General features: G+C 66.5%; 22 protein-coding genes. 6 read left to right on the top strand and 16 right to left on the bottom strand.

Annotation, left to right across the window (positions count from 1 at the left end; all coding sequences use genetic code 11):
- The 4 genes from FBY28_RS02285 to FBY28_RS02270 all read right to left on the bottom strand — a co-directional run bounded on the left by FBY28_RS02285 (nucleotide 1) and on the right by FBY28_RS02270 (nucleotide 4,853).
- Entirely contained in the window at nucleotides 1-1,059 is a 1,059-nt protein-coding gene (locus tag FBY28_RS02285) for an alcohol dehydrogenase catalytic domain-containing protein (RefSeq protein ID WP_141863972.1), read from the bottom strand.
- Nucleotides 1,052-1,462 (bottom strand): SCP2 sterol-binding domain-containing protein, encoded by a 411-nt coding sequence (locus FBY28_RS02280; protein WP_141863970.1) that lies wholly within the window; start codon nucleotides 1,460-1,462, stop codon nucleotides 1,052-1,054. The genes FBY28_RS02285 and FBY28_RS02280 overlap by 8 nt, the downstream gene beginning before the upstream one ends.
- Nucleotides 1,463-1,636: 174 nt before the next feature.
- Nucleotides 1,637-2,551, bottom strand: a complete 915-nt coding sequence (locus FBY28_RS02275) for a haloalkane dehalogenase (RefSeq protein WP_141863968.1) — start codon at nucleotides 2,549-2,551, stop codon at nucleotides 1,637-1,639.
- Between the two features lie 34 nt (nucleotides 2,552-2,585).
- Entirely contained in the window at nucleotides 2,586-4,853 is a 2,268-nt protein-coding gene (locus tag FBY28_RS02270; RefSeq protein ID WP_141863966.1) for an arylsulfatase, read from the bottom strand.
- 80 nt (nucleotides 4,854-4,933) lie between these two features.
- On the opposite strand from FBY28_RS02270, the gene FBY28_RS02265 reads away from it, so the two are divergent.
- Nucleotides 4,934-5,545 (top strand): TetR/AcrR family transcriptional regulator, encoded by a 612-nt coding sequence (locus FBY28_RS02265; RefSeq protein ID WP_141863964.1) that lies wholly within the window; start codon nucleotides 4,934-4,936, stop codon nucleotides 5,543-5,545.
- 15 nt (nucleotides 5,546-5,560) lie between these two features.
- Here FBY28_RS02265 and FBY28_RS02260 read toward each other — a convergent pair whose 3' ends face one another.
- From FBY28_RS02260 to FBY28_RS02245, 4 genes are all read right to left on the bottom strand, one after another.
- Nucleotides 5,561-6,298: a DUF1330 domain-containing protein gene (locus FBY28_RS02260; RefSeq protein ID WP_160145453.1), complete on the bottom strand. Its 738-nt coding sequence runs from the start codon at nucleotides 6,296-6,298 to the stop codon at nucleotides 5,561-5,563.
- Between the two features lie 187 nt (nucleotides 6,299-6,485).
- Nucleotides 6,486-7,724 (bottom strand): NRAMP family divalent metal transporter, encoded by a 1,239-nt coding sequence (locus FBY28_RS02255; protein ID WP_141863960.1) that lies wholly within the window; start codon nucleotides 7,722-7,724, stop codon nucleotides 6,486-6,488.
- A complete protein-coding gene (locus FBY28_RS02250; protein WP_216847450.1) occupies nucleotides 7,721-8,587 on the bottom strand; it encodes a magnesium and cobalt transport protein CorA in 867 nt (288 codons plus the stop codon). The genes FBY28_RS02255 and FBY28_RS02250 overlap by 4 nt, the downstream gene beginning before the upstream one ends.
- Before the next feature lie 58 nt (nucleotides 8,588-8,645).
- Nucleotides 8,646-9,503, bottom strand: coding sequence for an oxidoreductase (locus tag FBY28_RS02245; protein ID WP_141863958.1), 858 nt, complete (start codon nucleotides 9,501-9,503; stop codon nucleotides 8,646-8,648).
- Between the two features lie 353 nt (nucleotides 9,504-9,856).
- On the opposite strand from FBY28_RS02245, the gene FBY28_RS02240 reads away from it, so the two are divergent.
- A complete protein-coding gene (locus FBY28_RS02240) occupies nucleotides 9,857-10,156 on the top strand; it encodes a hypothetical protein (RefSeq protein WP_216847449.1) in 300 nt (99 codons plus the stop codon).
- 25 nt (nucleotides 10,157-10,181) lie between these two features.
- Here the strand turns inward: FBY28_RS02240 and FBY28_RS02235 are convergent, their stop codons facing one another.
- Entirely contained in the window at nucleotides 10,182-11,768 is a 1,587-nt protein-coding gene (locus FBY28_RS02235; protein WP_141863954.1) for an MFS transporter, read from the bottom strand.
- Nucleotides 11,769-11,777: 9 nt separating this feature from the next.
- Entirely contained in the window at nucleotides 11,778-12,791 is a 1,014-nt protein-coding gene (locus tag FBY28_RS02230) for a TerC family protein (RefSeq protein WP_141863952.1), read from the bottom strand.
- 105 nt (nucleotides 12,792-12,896) lie between these two features.
- On the opposite strand from FBY28_RS02230, the gene FBY28_RS02225 reads away from it, so the two are divergent.
- Genes FBY28_RS02225 through FBY28_RS02215 form a run of 3 tightly spaced genes read left to right on the top strand, consistent with a single transcriptional unit; the run spans nucleotide 12,897 to nucleotide 14,802 of the window.
- Nucleotides 12,897-13,499 (top strand): biotin transporter BioY, encoded by a 603-nt coding sequence (locus FBY28_RS02225; RefSeq protein ID WP_141863950.1) that lies wholly within the window; start codon nucleotides 12,897-12,899, stop codon nucleotides 13,497-13,499.
- A gap of 17 nt (nucleotides 13,500-13,516) precedes the next feature.
- Nucleotides 13,517-14,203 (top strand): energy-coupling factor ABC transporter ATP-binding protein, encoded by a 687-nt coding sequence (locus FBY28_RS02220; RefSeq protein WP_141863948.1) that lies wholly within the window; start codon nucleotides 13,517-13,519, stop codon nucleotides 14,201-14,203.
- Nucleotides 14,200-14,802 (top strand): energy-coupling factor transporter transmembrane component T family protein, encoded by a 603-nt coding sequence (locus tag FBY28_RS02215; protein ID WP_141863946.1) that lies wholly within the window; start codon nucleotides 14,200-14,202, stop codon nucleotides 14,800-14,802. Before FBY28_RS02220 ends, FBY28_RS02215 begins: the two co-directional genes overlap by 4 nt.
- A gap of 18 nt (nucleotides 14,803-14,820) precedes the next feature.
- Here FBY28_RS02215 and FBY28_RS02210 read toward each other — a convergent pair whose 3' ends face one another.
- From FBY28_RS02210 to FBY28_RS02190, 5 genes are all read right to left on the bottom strand, one after another.
- Entirely contained in the window at nucleotides 14,821-15,156 is a 336-nt protein-coding gene (locus FBY28_RS02210) for a hypothetical protein (protein ID WP_141863944.1), read from the bottom strand.
- Nucleotides 15,153-15,785, bottom strand: a complete 633-nt coding sequence (locus tag FBY28_RS02205) for a hypothetical protein (protein WP_141863942.1) — start codon at nucleotides 15,783-15,785, stop codon at nucleotides 15,153-15,155. The genes FBY28_RS02210 and FBY28_RS02205 overlap by 4 nt, the downstream gene beginning before the upstream one ends.
- Nucleotides 15,786-16,376: 591 nt before the next feature.
- Entirely contained in the window at nucleotides 16,377-17,753 is a 1,377-nt protein-coding gene (locus FBY28_RS02200; protein ID WP_141863940.1) for an FAD-dependent oxidoreductase, read from the bottom strand.
- A gap of 43 nt (nucleotides 17,754-17,796) precedes the next feature.
- The gene (locus FBY28_RS02195; RefSeq protein ID WP_286177654.1) at nucleotides 17,797-18,711 is read right to left on the bottom strand and encodes a lytic transglycosylase domain-containing protein; all 915 of its coding nucleotides are present in this window, start codon (nucleotides 18,709-18,711) and stop codon (nucleotides 17,797-17,799) included.
- A 119-nt stretch (nucleotides 18,712-18,830) separates the two neighbouring features.
- Nucleotides 18,831-19,139 carry a hypothetical protein gene (locus FBY28_RS02190; RefSeq protein ID WP_141863938.1) on the bottom strand — a complete coding sequence of 103 codons (309 nt, stop codon included), beginning with the start codon at nucleotides 19,137-19,139 and terminating at the stop codon, nucleotides 18,831-18,833.
- A 271-nt stretch (nucleotides 19,140-19,410) separates the two neighbouring features.
- Here FBY28_RS02190 and FBY28_RS02185 point away from each other — a divergent pair, with 271 nt between their 5' ends.
- Complete coding sequence (locus tag FBY28_RS02185; protein ID WP_216847448.1) at nucleotides 19,411-21,009, top strand: alkaline phosphatase family protein; 1,599 nt, start codon at nucleotides 19,411-19,413, stop codon at nucleotides 21,007-21,009.
- A gap of 4 nt (nucleotides 21,010-21,013) precedes the next feature.
- Here the strand turns inward: FBY28_RS02185 and FBY28_RS02180 are convergent, their stop codons facing one another.
- Nucleotides 21,014-21,682 carry a VldE C-terminal domain-containing protein gene (locus FBY28_RS02180; protein WP_216847447.1) on the bottom strand — a complete coding sequence of 223 codons (669 nt, stop codon included), beginning with the start codon at nucleotides 21,680-21,682 and terminating at the stop codon, nucleotides 21,014-21,016.
- Nucleotides 21,683-21,973 lie beyond the last annotated feature (291 nt).

Raw genomic sequence — 21,973 nt, 5'->3', positions numbered from 1 at the left:
TCAGATCCTCGGATCCAGGACGATCTTCGTGGCCTCGCGCGCCTCGAACATCCGGTAGGCCTCGACTGCGGAGGACAACCCCATCCGATGGGAGATGATCGAACTGGGCCGCAGCTTGCCCGCGCAGTTCAGGGCGATGACCTCGTCCATGTACTCGGTGATGTGCGAGACGCCCATCTGTAGCGTCACACCCTTGAGGTACAGCTCGCCGAATGGCAATGTGATCGCATCCTCGTTGTACACACCCGGGATGGACAACGTGCCGCCCGCACGTACCAGCGCGATCGAGGACAACAACGCCGATTCGTGGCCGACGGCGTCGATCACGACGTCGGCGCCGCGCCAGTCGGTCAGATCGAGCACCGCGTCGGCCGGGTCGTCTTCGGACGCGTCCACCGCCACGGCACCGAGGTTGGCGGCCTCCTTGAGCCGGGCGGCGACCTTGTCGATGACGATCACCTGTGCAGCGCCCAGGATGTCGGCGGCCATGGCCGCGCACAGACCCACCGGGCCCGCGCCCACCACGGCGACGGTGTCGCCAGGGGTGATGGCCCGCGCGACCGCCTCGTATCCGGTGGTCATGATGTCGCCGGCGAAGAGGAAGTCGTCATCGCACGCGGAGCCGGTGTTCGGGATGGCCCGCGCGGTGCTGTCGGCGTTGGGCACCACCACGTACTCGGCCTGTCCGCCGGCCAGGTCGCCCAGCGCCAACCCGAGGCCGAAGATTCGCGAACCCGCACAGTTGCCGGGCTGATGGCGGCGGCACTGGTGGCAGGCTCCGCAGCTGACCACACACGAGCTCACCACCCGGTCGCCCTCGGCGAAGCGGACGACCGCCGAACCCGCCGCGACGACGGTGCCGAGGAACTCGTGGCCCAGCACGATATCGGGCTCAAGTTCCAGCCGGCCCTCGTAGGGGTGTAGATCGGTACCGCAGATGGCGGTTCGTTCGACCCGGACCAAAATATCTGTGGGACTGGTGATCTCGGGTATCGGAAGCTCTGCGACCTCTACTCGGTAGGGCTCACGCAGGATCACCGCCCGCATGGTGTCAGGCATGCGTGCCGGCCTGGGCGTCCTTGACGGCGACCTTCTCGCGGTACATCGGGAAAAGGGGCTTGGTCAACGGGACCAGCTTGAGGATCTTGTTGACCGGTCCCTTGGCCTTGACCTGCCCCTTGGCCAACCCGATCGCGAGGTTGTACTCACCCCGCCAGAACTGGTCGCCGGTGTCGCCGCGCATCAACAGGGTGACATCGGCCTTCTCCTCACAGGGGCCGAAGACGACCTTGCTGTCCGGGCGGAAGACCATCGTCATCTCACAATCGGGATCGGTGTAGATGACCCGCATGATGATGTTGGCACCTTTGAGCTTCGGGCCCGATTCGGGATGGTCGAGCGCGTCGCGGAAGACGCCCCCGATATAGGTGTCCAATTCGGCGGGGTCGATGAAAAAGCCCATGTCAGGAAGCTCCAGTTCTCACGGTGTGACGGGTGTCACCCATGTAAACACCGTGTTCGAACTCAAGGCAGCTGTCGTTGGTGAGCTCTTTCTACCCCTTTAGGGGTATCGCGCGCCGCTGGAAGGGTGCTCGGTATCGAGACATCAACAGGCACCGTCGGGATGGGATGGGCTCTACGGGGTTGTGGCAGTGATGAACCCGTTGATCAACTCGGCGAGTTCGGCGCCGCGGTCCTCTTGCAGAAAGTGCCCGCCGCCGGTGATGGTGGTGTGCGGTTGCCCGTGTGCTCCCGGCACGTTGTCCAGGAACAGCTGCTCGCCGCCGCGGGTGATGGGATCCTGATCGCTGAAGCAGGTGAGCAGCGGCTTGTCGAAGGTCGACAGGACCGACCAGGCATGGATGTTGGCGGCCGATTCGGGATCGTCGGTGCTGGTCGGCACCAGGGTGGGGAAGACGCGGGCCCCGGCCTTGAACGAGTCGTCGGGAAACGGTGCGTCATAGGCGGCGATGACCTCGGCGGGCAGATCGGTGGTGCAGCCGCCGTTGATGATGGCACCGACGGGGAGGTTCGGGACCTCTTGAGAGAACTTCTGCCAGGCGGTGAACGCCTCGCCCAGCGGGAACTCTCCGGTGGGCAGCCCGGTGTTGGCCACGATCACCCGATCGAACCGTTGCGGTCGCGCGGTCACCAGGCGCAGGCCGATCAGTCCACCCCAGTCCTGGCCGAAGAACGTGATGTTCTGCAAATCGAGCATGTCGAACACGAGGGCAGACATCCATTCGATATGGCGCGCGTAGGTGTAGTCGCCGGTCGCGGCGGGCTTGTCGCTGCGCCCGAACCCGACCAGATCCGGTGCAATGACACGATGTCCGGCGGCCACCAGCGGGCCGATCATGTGCCGGTACAGATAGCTCCATGACGGTTCACCGTGCATCAGCAGAACAGGGTCGGCATCGAGTGGGCCTTCGTCGAGATAATGCAGGCGCAATGTTTGTCCGGTGCCACTGGGGATTTCGGCATAATGCGGTGCAAAACCATAGCCAGGTAGGTGGGTGAAGCGCTCATCGGGTGTGCGGACGATATCCATGGTGTGTATCTCCTCGGTGGGCGGAGTGGGGGAACTACTGGCGCGCCATCGCCGCCCTGGAGGCGACGGCATCGGATCCCGTGGGCGGGGCTGAGACCAGGTCGACGGTGATTTCGTGCAGGATCCCGCGGAATGCGAAGGGTGAGCAGTAGCGATCGGATACCGCCGATCCGTGGTCATAACCGATGCTCGATCCGACGGAGGAGATCATCAGCATGTACAGCGGCAGGTCGGCGTGTCCGACCGGTACGGAATCGATCTCGAGGTCCACGGTGCCGCCACGATGATCGCCGCGCCGGAACCTGGCGGTCAACACCGCATCGCCGGCGGGTAGTGCCCGGGTCGAGATGACCACAGTGTGTTCGCCGAATGCGTTGTAGTCCAACACCAGGTGATCGTTCTGGACGAACAGCGCGATACCCGAATTCTCCGTGCCCGTGGCCCACAGCACGCCGTCCTGGCCGTCGGCGCGGGTGACGCGTGCGGTGAGGTCGAAACTGGTGCCGCCGATCGGTGCGAAGGCCTGCGGCGGAATGGGTGAGCACGGGGGACGGTAGGTGTAGCGGCCCTCGACCGGATGCGGCGAGTGATGCCTGAACCGTGGGGCGAAAAGTTCGATACCGCGGTCGTCGAGTGGCAGCACGCCGTGCCGGTCGGCCTCGCGCCACCATAGGGCGATCAGCTCCGCCAACCGTTCGGGCTCGGCAGCGGCCAGGTCCTCACATTCGGACATGTCGCGGGACAGGTCGTAGAGCTCCCAGGGCTCGGTGTCATAGTCGGCGCCGGGGATGTGCTTGCACACCGCCTTCCAATCGCCGGCGACGAGCGCACGGCTCCCGGCCATCTCGAAGTATTGGACGGTGTTGGTCGAGGGTGCGGCGGGGTTGTTGAGCAGAGCGGCGAACGAGTGGCCGGTGACCGGGAGCTGTGGTACCCCTCGGTAGATCGGCGGTGGCGTCACGCCGGCGAGTTCGTAGAGTGTGGGGGCGATATCGCTGACGTTGACGAACTGGTCACGTCGGGACCCGCGGTGGTCTTGGTCGATGCCGGCCGGCCAGTGCACCAGCATGGGGACGTGCACTCCGCCCTCGTGGGTGTTCTGCTTGTACCACTTGAACGGGGTGTTCCCGCACTGAGCCCAGCCCCACGGATAGTTGGTATGGCTGTGCGGGCCGCCGATATCGTCGAGTCGCGCCACCGCGTCGGCGGGATCCTCCAGGATGCCGTTGAAGAACTTCATCTCGTGCAGCACCCCGATCGGCCCACCCTCCTGGGATGCTCCGTTGTCCGACATGAGGATGAGCACGGTGTTGTCCCAGGCGCCGATTCGGCGTAGACCGTCGACAAAGCGGCCGATCTGATCGTCGGTGTGGTCGAGGAACGCGGCGAACGCCTCCTGCAGACGGCATGCCAGACGTTGCTGATCCGCGGGTAGGGTCTCCCAGGCCGCCACGCCTGGATTTCGCGGAGCCAGTGCGGTTCCCGCGGGTATGAGCCCGGTTTCCAGCTGGCGTCGGTACACCCTCTCGCGGGCGATATCCCACCCCTCGTCGAATGCGCCGCGGTACTTGCGCAGATAAGCGGCCGGCGCCTGGTGCGGGGCGTGCGCGGCACCGAAGGGTAGGTAGGCGAAGAACGGTCGGTCGGGCCGCACGCTGGTGCTGTCGGTGATCATCGCGAGTAGCCGGTCGACCAGATCTTCGCTGAGGTGGTAGCCGTCCTCGGGCCGTGCCGGGGGATCGACCATATGGTTGTCGCAGACCAGTTCGGGACTGAACTGGTCGGTCTCACCGTCGAGGAAACCGTAGAATCGATCGAATCCGCGTGCCAGCGGCCATTGGTCGAATGGTCCTGCCGCCGAGCACTGTTCCATGGGAGCCAGGTGCCATTTTCCGGCAGCGAAGGTCGCGTAGCCGGCCGTGTGCAGCACTTCGGCGATGGTGGCGGCGCGGTCGGTGATGTGTCCGAGCTGGTGCGGAAATCCGGTCCGGAAATTGGAGACCGCGCGCATGCCCACGGCGTGCTGGGATCGGCCGGTGAGCAGTGCGGCACGGGTCGGCGAACACAGCGGTGTCACGTGAAAGTTGGTGAACTGCAGCCCGTCGCCGGCGAGTTGGTCGATGTGCGCGGTATCGATATCGGAGCCGTAGCAGCCCAGCTGGGCGAAGCCCGTGTCGTCGAGCACGATCACCACCACGTTGGGAGCATCTTGGCCCGGGTGTGGTGGTTCGCTGAACTCCGGTACCGATTCAGCGATGGTGGTACCGATGGTGCCACCGAAGTGTTGGACTGGCTGCGACATGGCAACCCCCTCTCTGCTGCGACGCTATGTGTTGATAGTTCTACTGTCAATACTTTGGCGCAGTGCTAACCTGACGATCGATGAACCACACACCGCCGGAGCCGGCCGAACCGGTCGACGGCCGCCGCGCGCGGCGCGAACGGGGCCGTGCGGCGGTGGTCGAGGCGACCATCGACCTTGTGTTGGAGGGGTTTTCACCGCCGACCGTGGAGCAGGTTGCCGACCGGGCGGGTGTTTCCACCGCGTCGGTGTTCCGATACTTCGACACCCTCGACGAGCTGCGTGATGAGACCACCCGCCGTTACTACCAGCGATTCGCCCATCTGCTGCAGATCTCGGATCTCGGTGTAGGCACCCTGGATGTGCGGATCAGGCGCTTCGTCGACAGCCGCCACGAGCAGTACGCGGTGACCGCGCCGATGGCCCGAATGGTGCGCAACCGCGCCTCGAAGGTGGCCGCCCTGCAGGGGATCCTGCACCGGCACCGCGCGGCGATGGCGGCCGATATCGGCACCCACTTTGCTGCCGAACTGGACGAACTCGGCGCGGCGGCGAGGGGGGATTTGGTCGGGACCATCGCCACCCTGACATCGTTCGAGGCGTGGTCTGAGTTGACCGAGGATCACCGCCGGACACCTGCTCAGATTCGACGCGGATGGATCGGGGCGCTCACCCGATTGTTGACCGGCTGAGCGGCGGGTGGCGCTTCACGCGTGCAGCGATTCGGCCAGTGTGTTGATGACGGGTCTGGTGATCATCGTGTAGGTGTCGGCGATGGCGGCGTCGCGGTGAGTCTTCTGCGCCTGCAGCCGTGCCGGGTCGGTCGCGACCGCCATGAATGATCTTCGGCTCGGAAAGAGATTGAATCGGACCTGATGCCAGAGGCGGCCGTCGCCGACGATGGTGCCGTCGACCCCGAACCAGCCTGCCACGCGGGCGCCGTGGGGCAGCGCAACACCGGCGGCGGCGCTCTGATAGGCCTGCATGGCATCTGGGGTGGCGCGCGCGGATTCCGGATCGGCGAAACGCAGCACGTGCACGATCATCACCGGTCCGTCCTGTGCGGTAGGAGGTTCGGGGACTTCGTTCCAGTCGGGCTGATCCAATCCGCGCGGAACCGGCGGGTAGGGCAGCGGATCGCAACCGAGGACGATGGTCTGATCCATCCCCGCCTCTTTATGGACATGCGCGGCCTGGAAAGCCGGTCGTGACTGCATGTCGATGAATGATCGCCCGGTCGGGTAGCGCACGACGGCGATCCGATCCCACGTCGGTGCATCACCGAGGAGTTGGGTTTCGACATCGGCCAGCAGGCACAGCTCGGCGCCGATCTCGGCCAGTGTGTCCAGCGGTGCGTACAGATCGTCGGCTTCGCGTCCGGTGATGGTGCCGGCGAGACCGTCGCCGTAGTCTGCGACGGCACGGTACTTCATCAGATTGACCATCCAGCACGGCTTTTCGGACTCGGGGGTAGCGCCACTCAGTCGAGCGGCGTAGTCGGGATCAATCAGGCCGTATCGGGGGCGATGTTGGATCACGTGGTCTCCAGAACGATTGCAGCGCGGGGGTGTCGAGCTGACTCCACGCTAAATTCTGAGAGTCGCACTGTCAATATATGGCGGGCGTGGACGTTCAACCGGCGGCAGTGGTGACGGCGAGCGCGATGACACAGGCGGCGATCACCGCGGTGGTGAGTCCATATACGGCGGTGCCCGCCCGGCCGACGGCGTACGTGCCCATCAGATTCCGGTCCCGTGCGATGCCTATCATCGCGATCAGGATCGGCACCAGCAGCACGGCATTGAGGATCTGGGTGGCGACCAAGATGGTGACCAGGGGCACCCCGGGTAACAACACGGCGGCCGCACCGGCGACGGTGACGGCCCCGAATGTCACATAGAACGTCCGCGCCTCCTTGAACGAGTCATCCACCGCCCCCTCCGTGCCCGCGTACTCACATACCGAGTAGGCGGTGGACAACGGCAGCACCGAGGCCGCCAGTAGCGCGGCGCCTATCAGTCCGATGGCGAACAGGGTGGCCGCGGCGCCGCCGGCCAGCGGCTCCAACGCCCGAGATGCGTCGGCGGCATCGGTGATCCGCAGTCCGTTCTCGTGCAGAGTCGCCGCACATGCCACCACGACGAAGAATCCGATGACCCCGGTCAGTACGGCTCCGGTGACGACGTCCACGCGCTCCAACCGAAGATCGTCGGTCCGCAGCTTCTTGTCGACGGCGTAGGACTGGATGAACGACAGGCCCCAGGGCGCCAGGGTGGTGCCGACGGTGGCGGTCACGATCGCCAGCGCGGCGCCCGTGGCAGGCATCGACGGCACCACGAGTCCGCGTGCGGCAGCACCCCAGTCCGGTTGGGCGAGGATGCCCGAAGCGATGTACGCGAGAAACACGGTCGACAACAGGAGCAACACATGCTCGACACGGTGGAAGCTGCCGCGCAGAACCAGCAGCGAGACGATGATGGCCGCGGCCGGGACGCTGAACTGACGACTGATCCCGAATAGCTCCGAACCTGCAGCGATACCTGCAAATTCGGCACATGTGGTTCCGACGTTGGCGACCACAAGGGTTGCCAACGTGGCACCGCCGATGCGCACACCGTAGCGCTGGCGCACCAAACCGATGAGTCCTTGACCCGTGACCACACCCATCCGTGCCGCCAACCCGTGGAAAAGGATGAGTGCGATGGTGGACAGCAACAGCACCCAGAGCAGCTGATAGCCGAACTCGGCGCCGAGCACCGAGTAGGTGGTGATTCCTGCGGGGTCGTCGTCGGACAGGCCGGCAAGCAAGCCCGGCCCGATCACTGCGATGAGCGCCGCGGCGGTGAGTTTGCCGCGTGGATCGGTGGTCATCGGTCCCGCCGTGCCCGTCCCCGCGGCCACACCCGTGATCGCAGGAAGTGGCGCCCGAGCAGCCGCGGTGTGCGCTGTAGGCGCGTGCGCCACTGCACCGCATGGGCGGACGGCATGGCGGTGACGATCCGTTCGACATCAGGGTTCGGCAGCGCCCGCAGCACTCGTTCCCCGGTTTCAGGGTCTACGCGCACGGCCGAAGCGGCAACTGCCGGAGGGTAAGACGCGACGACCTCGGCGGCCGCGGACACCTCCAACCGGTCCATCAGTTCGGCCAATGCGACAGCATCGAGATGGTGTACAGCAGCCCGAGGTGTCGACAGGGCGACCGAGTGGCCGCGGTCGGAGGTCGGGTGTAGATCGGACCACGCCACGGTGTCGTGTCGTGCGCGTGCGGTGATTCTTCCCAATCCCAGTCTGCGCACAACCCCGGCGAATCCGACGTCGACGCCCGTTGCCTCCAAGCGCTTTGCGTCACGGCTCACCAGGAGGACATCGGAGACTCTGGCTATTCGGCGGCCGACGATATCGAGGACCTGGGTGTCGAGCACATCGCGGTGCAGCCAGATCTCTGCGTCGTCCCTGGGCAAGTCGGTGGTACCGACGCCGGTATCCAGGACAAGACCACTTGCCGTGCAGCCAAGGACCGCGGACCACGGCGCGGTCAACGGGGCGTCGTGTCGGCGGGCGACGAGTAGGCCGGTCACCGGCGCCGGCTCGCTGAGCCCGGTGAACGGGACACATAGATCGTCGAGGCGACCGATGCAACGGCCGGCGGGGTCGTGAACGCGTCGACCGATCAGCTCACTGAGCAACACGGGTTCGGGTCTGATGCCGTCGATCGACTGCAATGGGGCCGGCACGGTGGTTTCCTCCTGACCTCTCCGCACACCGAAGGCACTGTCGAGGCCACGGTATCGGTCAGGGCGTGAAGTCGGCGGGCAACTCGATATCGGCGATGGCGACGTTCTCTTCCAGATGGGCCACCGACGAGGTGCCAGGGATCAAGAGCACGTTGGGTGCCACCGACAGCGTCCAGGCCAGCGCGATCTGGGCCGGGGTGCGGCCGAGCTCGGCGGCCGCATTCTGCACCGCGACATTGCCCAGCACCGGGTTGTCGGTGGTGAAACCGGAGCCCAGCGGGAAGAACGGCACGAAGGAGACGCCGTGTTCGGTGCACAGATCGAGCACCGGCTGAGAGGAGCGGTCGACCAGGTTGTAGGCGTTCTGCACGGTGACGATCTCGGTGCGGTCCAGCGCAATTCGAAGGTGGTCGACCGAGACGCTGGACAGCCCGATCCCGGCGATCAAACCCTCGTCGCGGGCGGCGATCATGGCGGTCAGCTGGCGGTCGAACAGCTCCCGGTCCACCGGGCCCACACTGTTGGGATCACCGGAATGGATGCGCAGATTCACCGCAGCGAGGCGATCGATGCCCAGGGTTTCCAGGTTGGTCTCGATATCGGCGCGCAGTTCATCGGGTTGCTGCGCGGACAGCCATTCACCCTGCTCGTTGCGGCGGGCGCCGACCTTACTGACCAGCGCAAGGGTTTCGGGGTAGGGATGCAGTGCCTCGCGGATGAGCTCGTTGGCGAAGTCGGGTCCATAGAACTGGGCGGTGTCGATATGGTCCACGCCAAGCTCGACGGCCCGCTTCAGCACGGCGATGGCCTGTTCATGGTCGCGCGGCGGGCCCATCACACCGGGGCCGGGCAACTGCATGGCGCCGAATCCGATGCGCTTCACGGTGAACGGGCCCAGCGGGAATGTTGTCGTCATGGGTCAGGCTACCTCGCCACCGGCGGGAGGGTGGATAGCGCACGCAAAGAGCGTCGCCGAGGGTGACGGCGTCGATCGGCGTTGGGGGCACCACGGGAAACAGAGCCACCATCGTGTTGGTAGACCACGAGGGCTGGCGGGCGGATCTCGGGCGCTCGTCGTCGAGTCGCAGCACCCAGTGCAGGGTCTCGTAGCCGACCGACGGGTATGACGTCACCCCGCGATGACAACTTCACTCGGTTGATCACGTGACGTGAAACAAGGGCGCTCGTCGCCTGGATGCGTCCTGCGCGCCCATCCGGTATCGCTCGATTCGGCTACCGCGCCGGCGCGCGCAGGCTATGAATCTAGGGGTGAGCAACCACCATGTGAACCTGACCCCGCACGAAGAATCCCTGATCGACGAAAGTCATCCCGAAGCGCTCAACCGGCTGGACGAGAAGTCACTCAAAGATCTACAGGGGCGGTTGCGGACTGCGCGGGAGAAGAACTTCAGTCTGCTGCGCAGGCAGGGCGCGGCTCGTGTCGAGACCGAAGGCGGCCGCGGCGCCGCCGCACCGGCCAACGAGAAGCGCAGTGAGAAGGTCGACGTCTTCGGCGAGGCGCTGACGCGGGTCGATCAGCGTCTGCAGGAGCTCGCCACATCCGACTGAGTGCGTGTGGCCGAGTATCGCGGCCTCAGCGCTGCGGCGGGACGGCAATCAGGTGATGCGACACCGGCTTTCCCTGTGCGTACCGTTCGACGTTCTGTTCGATCACCAGGTCCTGCCCGGTCTGACGGGTGTGGTGCTGATGCAGGTGCTCGCCCCAGGACCGCACGATGAAGGTTTCGACGAAGGTCTGCTCGCGCTCGACACTGCGGTACAGCCGCCACCTGGCCGCTCCGGTGCGCTGCCGGGATCTGCCAAGCACCGCCATCGCCGCCAGGAACTGCTCTTCATCCTCCACCGGAACGAGATAGTCGGTCATGACGAGCACCGGGCCGTCCAGCGGTTCGGGCTCGATCACCAGCGATGGCTCCGGCCAGTGCGAGGAGGGGCTCAGATCGATGTTGCCGGTCTTGGCGTGCAAGGGCCACCACAGCGTCGAGATGGCACAGCCGACCAACAGGCCCGTGCTGACCAGCAGGCTGGTCACCGGCGTGGTCGTGCCCGCCAGCACACCCCACAGGATCGAGCCGAGCGCCTGCCCACCCATGAAGATCAGCTGATATACCGACAATCCCCGGGCGCGGACCCACCCGGGCAGGCTCAATTGCATCGAGGCGTTGAGTGTGGACAGACACAGCAGCCACGCGGTCCCGCCGAACACCAGCGCGATGAGCACCACAGCGAACAGGTCCACCATCGCCAGAACCGCTGTCGCCGCGGCGAACCCGATGGCGGCCAACGCCAGCAAGGTGTTCTCGCCGAACCGGGACCGTAGCCGGGACAGGCCCACTGCGCCCAGCACCGCACCCAACCCGAGTGCACCGAGCAGCAGCCCGTACCCCGATGACGTCAATCCCAGTTTCCGGTCGGCGATCACCGGCAGCAGGCCCCACAGCGCGCTGGCCGGAGCGATGAACAGGGCAGTGCGCAGCAGTATCCGACGCACGATGGGGGAGCTTCGGATGTATCGTCCGCCGGCGTTCAGCGCCGCCAGCGCCCGCTCCGACGGGAAATTCTGGTCGACGGTGGGCCTGCGCCACAGCACCAACACGATCACCGTACCGACGAAGGACACCGCGTTCAGCGCGAACACGACCGTGGGCCCCGACAGCGACACCAGCGCCCCGGCGATCGCAGGTCCGATGGCGCGGGCGCCGTTCATGCTCATGCTGCCCAGTGCCGCGGCCGCGGGGATCTGTTCTGCAGGAACGAGATCGGGTTGGATGGCCTGCCAGGCCGGCATGGTCAGTGCCTGACCGCACCCGATCAGGAACAACAACAGCAGCAGGACCGTGGGGGTGGTCAGTCCGGTGCCGGTCAGCACCGCGAGCAACGCGACCGCGGACGCCATCGCGCCCTGGGTCGCGATGAGCAGCCGACGTCGGTCGATCAGGTCGGCCAGCACTCCGGAGGGCAGCGCCAGCAGCATGACCGGCAGCGTGGTGGCGGTCTGCACCAGGGGCACCAGCACCGCCGCTCGCGGATCACCGACGAGCATCCACTGGGCGCCCACCATCTGCATCCAGGTGCCGAGATTGGAGACGAACTGCGCGATCCACAACGCGCGGAAGACCGGCGACCGTAACGGCGCCCAGGTCGTCACCGGCGAGCTCACGCGCTCAATCTACGCGCCATCGGTGCGCTCTTCCGGCCGATGCGGGCTGGCCCGCAGCGAACCGGGGTGCGCCTTCGCGTCGGGATCCTTGCGTGTCTTGATGAGGCTGGCGACGGTCACGATCGTCAGGATGACGATGATCACGGCCAGGCTCACGTAGGTGTCGATCTCGGGAATGCTGGGGTTGATGTCGACATGACCCCAGTGCAGGACGAGCTTCACGCCGATGAAGGCCAAGATGATCGACAGTCCGGTGGACAGGTACACCAACCGGTCGAGCAGCCCCTTCACGAGGAAGAACAGCGCGCGTAGCCCCAGCAGTGCGAAGGCGTTGGCGGCGAAGACGATATAGGCCTCGCTGGTGATGCCGAAGACCGCGGGGATGGAGTCCAGCGCGAACAGCAGATCGACGCTGCCGATCGCGATCAGCACCGCCAGCATCGGCGTCGCCATCCGGCGGCCCTGGGCCCGGGTGAACAGCTTTCCGCCGTCATAGTCGTCGGTCACCGGCACGAAGCGGCGCGTCGCGCGGACCACGAAGTTGTTCTCGACGTCGGGATCCTCGTCGCGGTGCCGAAACAGCTGGATGGCGGTGTAGATGAGCAGCAGGCCGAAGACCAGGAACATGAACGAGAACAGCGACAGTAGCGTCGCGCCGAGCGCGATGAAGATGGCGCGCATGATCAACGCCAGGATGATGCCGAAGGTCAGCACTTTGTGCTGGTGCTCCTCGGGGACGGCGAACGTCGTCATGATGATGACGAAGACGAACAGGTTGTCCACCGAAAGGCTCTTCTCGACCAGGTAGCCCGCGAAGTACTCGGTGCCGGCGTCACCGCCGTAGGTCATGGCGAACCAGACTCCGAACGCCACGGCCACCAGGATGTAGAACACCGACCACGCGGTGGCCTCCTTGAAACCGACCCGGTGCGGTCGCAGCGCGGCCAGGAGGAGGTCGACGGCGAGCAGGACGATGATCACGGCTATCGTCAGGCCCCACGTCACCGGGCTGATATCGAGCATGTGTGTGCGTCTCCTCCGGGCGACCGGCACATCCGGTTTTCAAGATCACCGGTACCCAGTCGGGGGAGTCGTCAATCACTTCCTGGTGTCGACCATAATTCCTCCGTGAGTGCACAGACCTCCCGGTCGCGTCGGTTCGGACGCATCGAGTCCGCCGACCTGACCCAGGCCGCAGTTTTCGCTGGTCTATTGGCCGCGCTGGGTCTGCCCGGCACGCTGACGCTCGGGCCGACGGGTGTACCCATCACGTTGCAGACCCTGGGTGTGATGTTGGCCGGATCCATCCTGGGACCACGAAAGGGCGCGTTGGCGGTCGGGTTGTTCGCCGTGCTGGCCATCGCAGGGTTACCGATCCTGGCCGGTGGCCGTACCGGGCTGGTGTCACTGTCGTCGCCGACGGCCGGATTCTTCGTCGGCTGGCTGCCCGCCGTCATCGTGATCGGAGCGCTGACCGCGCTGATGATGCCGCGCTACCGGACGCTGTGGGGTATCGGCATCAACATCGTCGGCGGAATGGCGGTCATCTATCTGTTCGGCACCGCGGGCCTGATGCTGCGGACCGACCTGTCCTGGTGGGCCGCGCTGTCCACCAACGGCATCTATGTGCCCGGCGATATCGCCAAGGCGGTGTTGTGCGGTGTCGTCGCCGCACAGGTCCATCGCGCGCGTCCCGGGCTGATCACCCCGTGGCGGACCGCGCGGGCCTAGACGGGGACGGACACAGCGTGACCGAGGAGCCCATTGTCCTCGACGGCGTCTCGCACGCATTCGGGGAGCGCACGGTGTTGCGCAACATCACGCTGACCATCGGCGAGCGCCGCGTCGGCATCGTCGGAGCCAACGGAAGCGGCAAGTCGACGCTGGCCCGGTTGCTCAACGGGCTGGTGATACCCGACACCGGCGTGGTGCGGGTGCGCGGTCTGGACACCAGGCGCTCGGTCAAACAGGTGCGCCGCCTGGTGGGGTTCGTGTTCACCGACCCCGACCGCCAGATCCTGATGCCGACCGTGGGCGAGGACGTCGAGCTCTCGCTGTCGCGCCTGTCGATGGACCGGGCCGCCAAGGCGGCGCGGGTGGCCGAGGTGCTCGAGAGGTTCGGACTGTCCGGGCATGCCGACCAGCCCGCGCACCTGCTCTCGGGCGGACAGAAGCAGTTGTTGGCGCTGGCCACCGTGTTGGTCACCGAGCCGACGGTGGTGGTCGCCGACGAGCCGACCACGCTGTTGGATATGCGCAACGCGCGGATGCTCCGCACCGCCTTCGCCGAATTGGACACCCAGTTGATCGTTGTCACCCATGACCTGGACCTCATCGAGGACGCCGATCGGGTGATCGTGCTGGACGAGGGCCGGGTGGTGGCCGATGACGAACCTGCCGCAGCGCTCGCGGTGTACCGGCGGTTGATGGGGTGAGCGTGCTTGGCGATTACCGGCCGGGGACATCATGGCTGCACCGATCCCCGGCCGGGGTGAAGCTGGTCGGCCTGGGCGCGGTGATCATCGTGATGACCATCGTGGTGAACTCCCCGATGGAGCTGGCCGTGGCCACCGTCGCACTGCTGGTGGCCGCCGTATCGGCGCGGCTGTCGGTCTGGTCGCTGATCGCGCAACTGCGCCAGGTGCTCTGGGTGGTGGGCTTCATCTTCGTTCTGCAGATCGTGCTCACCGACTGGCGCCGGGCGCTGGTGGTGTGCGGGGTGTTGCTGCTCGCCGTGGCCTCGGCGGCGATGGTGACCCTGACCACCCGGACGACGGCGATGCTGGATGCGGCGATGCGGGCGATGGCACCGCTGGCACGGTTCGGTTTCCCGGTCCGACAGGTGGCTCTGGCCCTGGCACTGACGATCCGGTCGATCCCCTTGCTTGTCGACATCATCGCCCGCGTCGACGAGGCGCGGCGCGCCCGTGGCCTGCGCGTCACCCCGCGGATCGTGTTCGTCCCGATCATCGTGGGGGCCTTGCAGGCCGCCGATGATTTCAACGAGGCGCTGATTGCGCGCGGTCTCGATTGACCGGGCCCGTGCGCGGAGCTAGCCGCTCTCGGCGAGGCCGGCCTCGCCGTGGACCAGTTCGACGGTGTCACCGACATCGATGGTGACCACGGCCGTCGCCTGGAACAGGCCATGGATGTCGTCGGTGCGCGCGACGGTGTGGGCCCGCGCGAAGAGCGGCTGCACGTCGAACACCTTGACGCGTAGCTTTTCCCGCGTGAGACGGCCCAGCTCGCGTCCGGACTCGGGGTCGGTGATCACCTGGCCGAACTCCGAGTGGACCGCGAACACCATGCCCGCCGTCACCCCGGCCTGCGAACCCCGGTTGATGACCAGGGTGTAGTCGTCTTCGATATGGGCTACCTGGCCGTTCACGAGGCCGCCAACGAACTGCTCTCCCGCAGGGCGGTTTTGGCGCCGGCGCGGATGCGCGGGCGGGCCGCGGACTCGTCGGGGAGCAGCAGTGCGTCGATGGACGTCGTCTCGGTCTGCTCGGTGCCGAGGGTGAGTTCGAGGGCGGTCTTGGCCTGGAACAGTGCGATCATCGCCGCCTGCTGGCGTTCGGCGCCGAAGGAGTTCAGCGCCAGCGTGAGCTTGTGGTCGACATAGTCCACCGCACGCTGCAGGTCTTTCTCGGAGGCCACCGGAGCGGCTGTCGCGGCCTGCACGGTGTGGTCGGCCCGGGAGTGGCCGCTGCCGTACCGGCGATGGCCGAGCGCGCCGAGTGCGATGGCGCACACCGGAATCACGACCACCGAGCAGAGCAGGCCTGCTGTGCCCTGCCAGGCGATCGAACCCACGATGCCGAGCAGCATCAGTGCGGCCAGCACCGCCATGGTGCGCAGCGCCGGCGGCACGGAACCGACTGCCCGGCTCGTGGCGCGTGCGACGTGGGCACCGGATGTGGCCACCGCGTGGGCCGCCGTGAGCAGGACAGTTCCCGCGCTGCGGGCCAGCCGGCCTGCAGTGTCGACATGCCGCCGGGTCACCGGATTCTTCGGCATCGACCATCCTCGAGCGCCCTGTCGAGGATCTTGTGCGGTGGTCTTCGCGTCGGCCGGTGTGGACTCGGTGGCGGGCGGATCGCCCGGGCCCGCGGACTGTGGGTCCGAGGTCGCCGGCGGCGGCTTAGCCACAGTTGACCCCTCAGCCATATTGGTGTCATTGGTCTCAGTGGTGTCACTGGTCACAGTCGCACCGTCGGCCACGTTTGCACCGTCGGCCACATTCGCATCATCAACCACAGTTGTATTTTCGCGTCCTCGCCGTGCGAAAATCTCTCCGGCGCGCCGATGCCACCCCGAATATGTGCCGGACAGGTGCACAAAACGAGGACTCGGACGCGGAGCGAAAATATTGACGGTCGTTGCGTGAAATATGCGTGCACGGGGTACGCGTGCGTCGGCGAAAGGGAGTCCGATGACTAATGCAGGGGAGCGGCGGCTCGGTTTGTGTCCGGGTTGCGGCTATCCGGTGATCGGTCCGCAGGCTTGCGCGGTCTGTGCCCCGTTGCTGAGCGCTGCGCAGGGCGAGCATGCCGACGCGCGACCCGGTCCGATCGTCGCCGCGTAACCGTCATCATCGATCGGTGCGGTTCAACGCAGCATTCCCAGCAGCTGATTGAAGAATTCGGACATCGACGGGTGGGTGTACATCCCCTCCCGCATGGCGGTGGCGGTAATCCGGTGCCGCATCGCAAATGACACCAGATTGATGATCTCGTGCGCGTCATGGCACAGCAGCGCCGCGCCGAGGATCAGGTCGGTCTCGGCGTCGACCACCAGTTTCATCAGGCCCGCGGTCTCACCGACGATGCGGGCCCGCGGCACCGTCGCCAGCTTCGCCACCGGACTGACCGCCACCCGAACGGCTCGACCGGCCTGGCGTGCCTCGCGCTCGGTCACCCCGACGCGCGCCAGCGGCGGCGTCAGGAACAGACAGTTGGGTACGGCCGTGCGCTGGGCCGTGGAGCGTGGCCGAGCGACACCCGACAGCTGGTCGAGCACTATGCGGTGATCGTCCAGGGAGATATAGGTGAATTGTGGGCCACCGTTGACATCTCCGACGGCATACACGTTGGGCGCGCTGGTGCGCAGGAACTCGTCGACCGCGACGGCGCCATTGGCAGCGGTGCGTATCCCGGCCGTGTCGAGGCCGAGGCCCGCGGTGTCGGGAACCCGACCCAGGGCGACCAGGATGGTGTCACCGTCCGCGGCGGTGGTGCGGCCGTCGACCGAATAGCTCACCCGCGCCCCGCCTGCCACAGTGCTGACCTCATGGATGGCCGCCCCGGTGACGATCCGCACCCCGCGCCGCTCCAACAGATCGCGCGCCGACGCGGCGACATCGTCGTCCTCGAATCGGAGGATCTGCGAATGGTGTTCCAGGACTGTCACTTCGGTGCCGAAGCCCGCCATCATCGATGCGAACTCCAGTCCGATGTACCCACCGCCGAGCACCACCAGCCGATCCGATCGTGGGACGCCGGAGAGCATTGCGGCGCTGGTGACGGCAACCGGGCATTCGCGAAGACCCGGGATGTCGGGAACCACCGGCACCGAACCGGTGTCGATCACGGTGGCGGCGGCCGACACGGTCACCGCACCGTCGGCGGTGCCCACCGATACCGAATCGGGCCCGGTGAAAACAGCTTTGCCGGTCAGCACCCTGACGCTGGGAATGAGATCGAACATCCCGTGGTTGACCGCGCGCAGATCCGCGGTCAGGGCCTGCGTGGCCGTTACCGCGACGGCGTGAGCGGTGACGCCGTCCTCGCCCGGGCGACGTTGCTCACTGCGATAGACCATCGATTTGGTCGGCACGCACCCCACGTTGATGCAGGTGCCGCCGTACATCGCCGGGGACTGTTCGACCAGGACCACGCTGCGGCCCTGGTTGCCGAGGATCGCGGCCAAGGTCTTGCCGCCCTTGCCGAATCCGATGACCAGCAGGTCCACTCGCAGATGTGTCATCCTGTCCTCCTCTGCGACGCAACGGGATTCGTCAGCGCCGGTGTCACTGTGGATGCGCCGCGATGTACTCGACGGCCGGAACAGGGGAGAGTCGTCGGTAACCGACCGGGAGCAAGACGTCGCCGGCCGTGGTCCGGTAGTACACCTCCCATCGGTAGAAGCCGGCGAAGGCGCGTGGATCGGCGGCGAGTACCGCCGCGTAGGCCTTGACGGCCGCCACGTAGTCATCGGAGTTGTTGTAGCGGAACAGCGCATGATCGGGATCGTCGACGAAGCCGTTGACGGCCAGATAGCGGCCCGCGGCCAGAATCGCGTCGCGCGGGTCGTTGATGTCTCCGCCGGCGCCGTGCGCGGCGAACGTCGACGGTATGAACTGCATGGGTCCCTGTGCACCGGCGCTGCTGGTGCCGGTGATGCTGCCGAGCCGGGTCTCGACCAGGTTGACCGCGGCCAGGTAATTCCAGCCCACGCCCGAGGTGGCCTGGGCCGCCCGGTAATGGTCGAGCAGTTCATCGGCGGGCTCTGGCGCGACGATCCGCCAGGCCGGCAGGGTTGCGTTGGCCTCCGTGGTGAGCAACGCGTCCAGATGGCGGCGTGCGGTGATGTTCAGGTCGTAGACCGCGACAAACTCCGCCGCGATGCGTGGGCGAACGATCGCATCCCAGTCCGGACGCCTGCCGATGGTTCGATAGGCCATCTGTTGGCGGCGCGCCGCGTTCTGCAGCACCTGCTCCGATGCGCCGGCGTCACGCAGCACCCGTTCGTCGGCGACCAGCTCATCGGCGATCTGAGCCGGATCGGCCGCCAGCCGTGGCTGTGCGGGAGCTGCCGGTGCCGGACGTGGCTGCGACGCAACGGTCGGTGCGGTGGCGGCCGGATTCTCGGCCGGCGGCCGAGGGTGCGCGCAGGCGACCGTCGATGTCAGCACCGTCATCGCCGCGGCGACAGCCACCGCCACCGACACGTCCCGGCCAAGTCGCGCATTCCCGGCCGTCGGGCGGTGTCGTTCGCGTAATTTGCGATGCAGCTTCACCGAGCAGCGTGTGACGACGATGTGGCGACCATAGCAAGCGGCCGTCATCGGCACGCCCGTGCTGCGGATTCGGTGCGGTGCATCGGTATCGCTTCGGAAGGGACTCTCATGGGATATGCCGCGCACATCGGACGAGTGGGGGCGTTGGCGGTCACATTGGGGGTCGGTGTCGCGGTGGGGTGGGCGCCGGCGGCGTCGGCCGATGTCTCGGGTGACACGTCATCGAGCACGTCTTCCGCTTCCTCGTCTTCCTCGTCTTCCTCGTCATCCTCGGGCACAAGTTCGTCCTCCTCTGCCGGGTCGTCGACGTCGAGTTCCTCGGAGACGTCACCTTCCGACACAAGCCCTGCCACGTCACCCACCGCGGGGGGATCGACTGCTCCGTCGGGCACAGATCCAGGTCCGACGGACCCGACCGACACATCGGGGCAGGCGGGCGCCGAGGAATCCGACGCCGCGCCGGACACGAAGAAGACCACCAGGAAATCGGCCCGTCAGGCCGGGACATCGGGCGTTCTGGAGCGCCGTACCACCACCCGCGCCGCCGAGGCCCCCGGCTCCGACACGCAATCGGGCACCGACCGCAGCACCGCCCGACAGACCGGTATCGAGCAGCCGGGCACCATGTCGAGCACCTCGCCGGTCGTGACCGCAGACCGGTTGTCACCGACCGGGGCGCCGGCCACCGTCGCCGAGGCCGCCCAGCCGGTCCTCGGTGCCGGTGCCGCCACGACGCCGACCGAGCTCGCCTCGGCGGCCATCGGGCAACCGCTCGTCGAGACCGATCCGGAGCAACCGCCGTTGCAGGCCGCGGTGGCCGTCGCCGCACTGGCGGCCGTGCGCGACGAGCTGGAACGTAACTCGATGCGCCGCAACGCCTCTCCGGCGGCAGCGACGGCGGCATCGCCGGAGAGCAAAAACGTCCTGCTGATCGGGGTGGACGGCACGAATCTCAGCAAGGTGCTGTCCGATCCCGCCAACGCCAACTTCTTCACGCTGATCCAGGAGAGCACCACCGCGCCGTCGAGCATCGTGGGACACACGACCATCTCGAATCCGTCGTGGACTTCCATCCTGACCGGGTTCTGGGGTGAGCGGACCGGGGTGATCAACAACATCTTCACGCCCTGGACCTATGACAACTACCCGACGGTGTTCAACCAGCTCGAGGGTGCACACGGCGACTCTATCCAGACCACGGCCATCGCCAACTGGGACGTCATCGCGGCCATCGCCGCGGCAGGCGCCAATCGGGCCGACACCGTTCACTACATCGGCCCGGAGTCCAGTTGGGCGGCGTCCGACGATCTGGTCGGTTCGGTCACCGGTGCCACCATCGCCGCCGCCGACCGCGATGTCGCCAACTTCGTCTTCAGCTATTTCGTCGGTGTCGACGAGGCCGGCCACGCCTACGGCGGCGGCTCGCAGGAGTACACCGATGCGCTGCTGAACTTCGACCGCAACCTGGGTGCGATCATGCAGCAGGTGCGTGACTGGGAGGCCGCCAACGGTGAGACATGGACGGTCATCCTGGTCACCGACCATGGTCATCAGCCGCAGCGAGGGCTCGGCCACGGTTTCCAATCCCCGGACGAGACAGGCACTTTCGTCATCGTGCGTGGTGAAGGATTCGGCGGATCGAGCCCGGGGAACGGCCTGATCAACCTGCAGTACGAAATCGTCGATGTCACCCCGACCGTTGTCACGTTGTTCGGCGGCACCGTCCGACCGGGTAGCGACGGCACCTCGATGACCGAGCTCACCAACAATGTCCGACCGATCGACAACGACGGTGCCTTGCGCGCTGCCCTGCAGGACATCATCGGCATGAACGGCTACCCGGACATCGCCACCGATGTGGCGCTGGGGATCCGCACCATCTTCGCCTCCATCCCCTACTTCCTGGTCGATATCGTCGACGGCATCGTCGGTGGACTGAAAGCGGTTGCCGGGCAGAACATCTTCCTGGTCAGCTTCCTGGCCGGTGCGGCCGTCGGTCCCGTCGAGTTCATCGGCGACCTCGGCTACGTGGTGACCAACTTCGCCGCGCAGATCGTCGCGCGGATCACCGGGGTCACCGGTGCCAGCATCTTCCCGCTGTGGCCGCCCGCCGCACCCGATTTCACTCCGTATGACCCGGATCAGCTGATCACGATGGTCGCGGTGTGCGGAGACCCGAGCGCGGCCGCCGCGACACAGTGCCCGGCGTCGATCGCGGTCTGAGCGGTCAGGGTTTCATCGAGCCCAGGTAGTAGGACTCGTCGCCGGTGGGATAGCCGCCGCCATCGGTGGCGATGTGGACGTGATCGAAATGGTTCAGGGTTTCCGAACCGTAGTCGGCCGTCCAGCTGGGCGCGCCGATGCCGGGATAAAAGCCCTGCCGCCAGATCACGTGGATGACACCCCAGCGTTCGGCGTTGGCCAGCGCGAGTCCGGCGATCTGGTTGCCCAACTCGATACCCTGCTCGCTGTTGTGGTCGGGAATCATCACATCGATCGCCAAACCGTTGGGATGCCATTTCAGCGGATCCTGCCGGTAGCCACCGATGGTCGTGATCTCCGGGTACATCATGCTGATGGCCCGGGCCACCCAGATCGTCTTCGCCTGCAAGCCCGCCTCCGGCGCAACGCCGGAGGCCAACGGGAAGTCGAGAACCCGAGGTTCGACCGGGGCGGTCGCGGCCAGCAACTCGGCCTCGGTGGCGCTCTGTCCGGGTGGGGCCGAGGAGGAGGGCGGTGGCGTCGGGTTCGCACCGGCTGCCGCCCCGTGCTCGGGGTCCGAGAGGTGCGCCGGAGGTGCACCGTTCTGGACGATGACCACGGTCGCCGACACCGCCACCGACATCGTGAGCGCGAGCCACCTGCCACGGTTGCCGGCTAACGCGAACTTGCTCACGGAATGCACCTTAAACCCGGTGTCGGGTGGATCACGGCAATGTCGATGAACTGACCCGTCGAGTTCGCCCGACAGGACCTCGACCCGGCGCCGGCTGCCGCGTCACGTTGATTGAGCAGCAACCGATGTATCGGACGGGCACCGTGGTCGCCTCGCGTGGATCAGCAAAATGAGGCCGAGGGGATTCGGTACAGGGTTGGCGCGATGACGCCGGACAAATGAACGGTCAATGGCCGACGTGTGGCGCTCGACAGAACACGTTCGCGCGATGTGTCGCAAACTGAGAGTTTT

Source organism: Arthrobacter sp. SLBN-53 (assembly GCF_006715585.1).
GTDB classification, from domain to species: Bacteria; Actinomycetota; Actinomycetes; order Mycobacteriales; family Mycobacteriaceae; genus Mycobacterium; species Mycobacterium neoaurum_A.
This window is presented reverse-complemented; position numbering and strand designations above follow the sequence as displayed.

Excerpts from the sequence above, each read along its gene's own strand:
- FBY28_RS02285 (WP_141863972.1), bottom strand. The coding sequence starts at position 1,059 with ATGCCTGACACCATGCGGGCGGTGATCCTGCGTGAGCCCTACCGAGTA.
- FBY28_RS02280 (WP_141863970.1), bottom strand. The coding sequence starts at position 1,462 with ATGGGCTTTTTCATCGACCCCGCCGAATTGGACACCTATATCGGGGGC.
- FBY28_RS02275 (WP_141863968.1), bottom strand. The coding sequence starts at position 2,551 with ATGGATATCGTCCGCACACCCGATGAGCGCTTCACCCACCTACCTGGC.
- FBY28_RS02270 (WP_141863966.1), bottom strand. The coding sequence starts at position 4,853 with ATGTCGCAGCCAGTCCAACACTTCGGTGGCACCATCGGTACCACCATC.
- FBY28_RS02265 (WP_141863964.1), top strand. The coding sequence starts at position 4,934 with ATGAACCACACACCGCCGGAGCCGGCCGAACCGGTCGACGGCCGCCGC.
- FBY28_RS02260 (WP_160145453.1), bottom strand. The coding sequence starts at position 6,298 with ATGGTCAATCTGATGAAGTACCGTGCCGTCGCAGACTACGGCGACGGT.
- FBY28_RS02255 (WP_141863960.1), bottom strand. The coding sequence starts at position 7,724 with ATGACCACCGATCCACGCGGCAAACTCACCGCCGCGGCGCTCATCGCA.
- FBY28_RS02245 (WP_141863958.1), bottom strand. The coding sequence starts at position 9,503 with ATGACGACAACATTCCCGCTGGGCCCGTTCACCGTGAAGCGCATCGGA.
- FBY28_RS02230 (WP_141863952.1), bottom strand. The coding sequence starts at position 12,791 with ATGCTCGATATCAGCCCGGTGACGTGGGGCCTGACGATAGCCGTGATC.
- FBY28_RS02205 (WP_141863942.1), bottom strand. The coding sequence starts at position 15,785 with ATGCCGAAGAATCCGGTGACCCGGCGGCATGTCGACACTGCAGGCCGG.
- FBY28_RS02200 (WP_141863940.1), bottom strand. The coding sequence starts at position 17,753 with ATGACACATCTGCGAGTGGACCTGCTGGTCATCGGATTCGGCAAGGGC.
- FBY28_RS02185 (WP_216847448.1), top strand. The coding sequence starts at position 19,411 with ATGTCGAGCACCTCGCCGGTCGTGACCGCAGACCGGTTGTCACCGACC.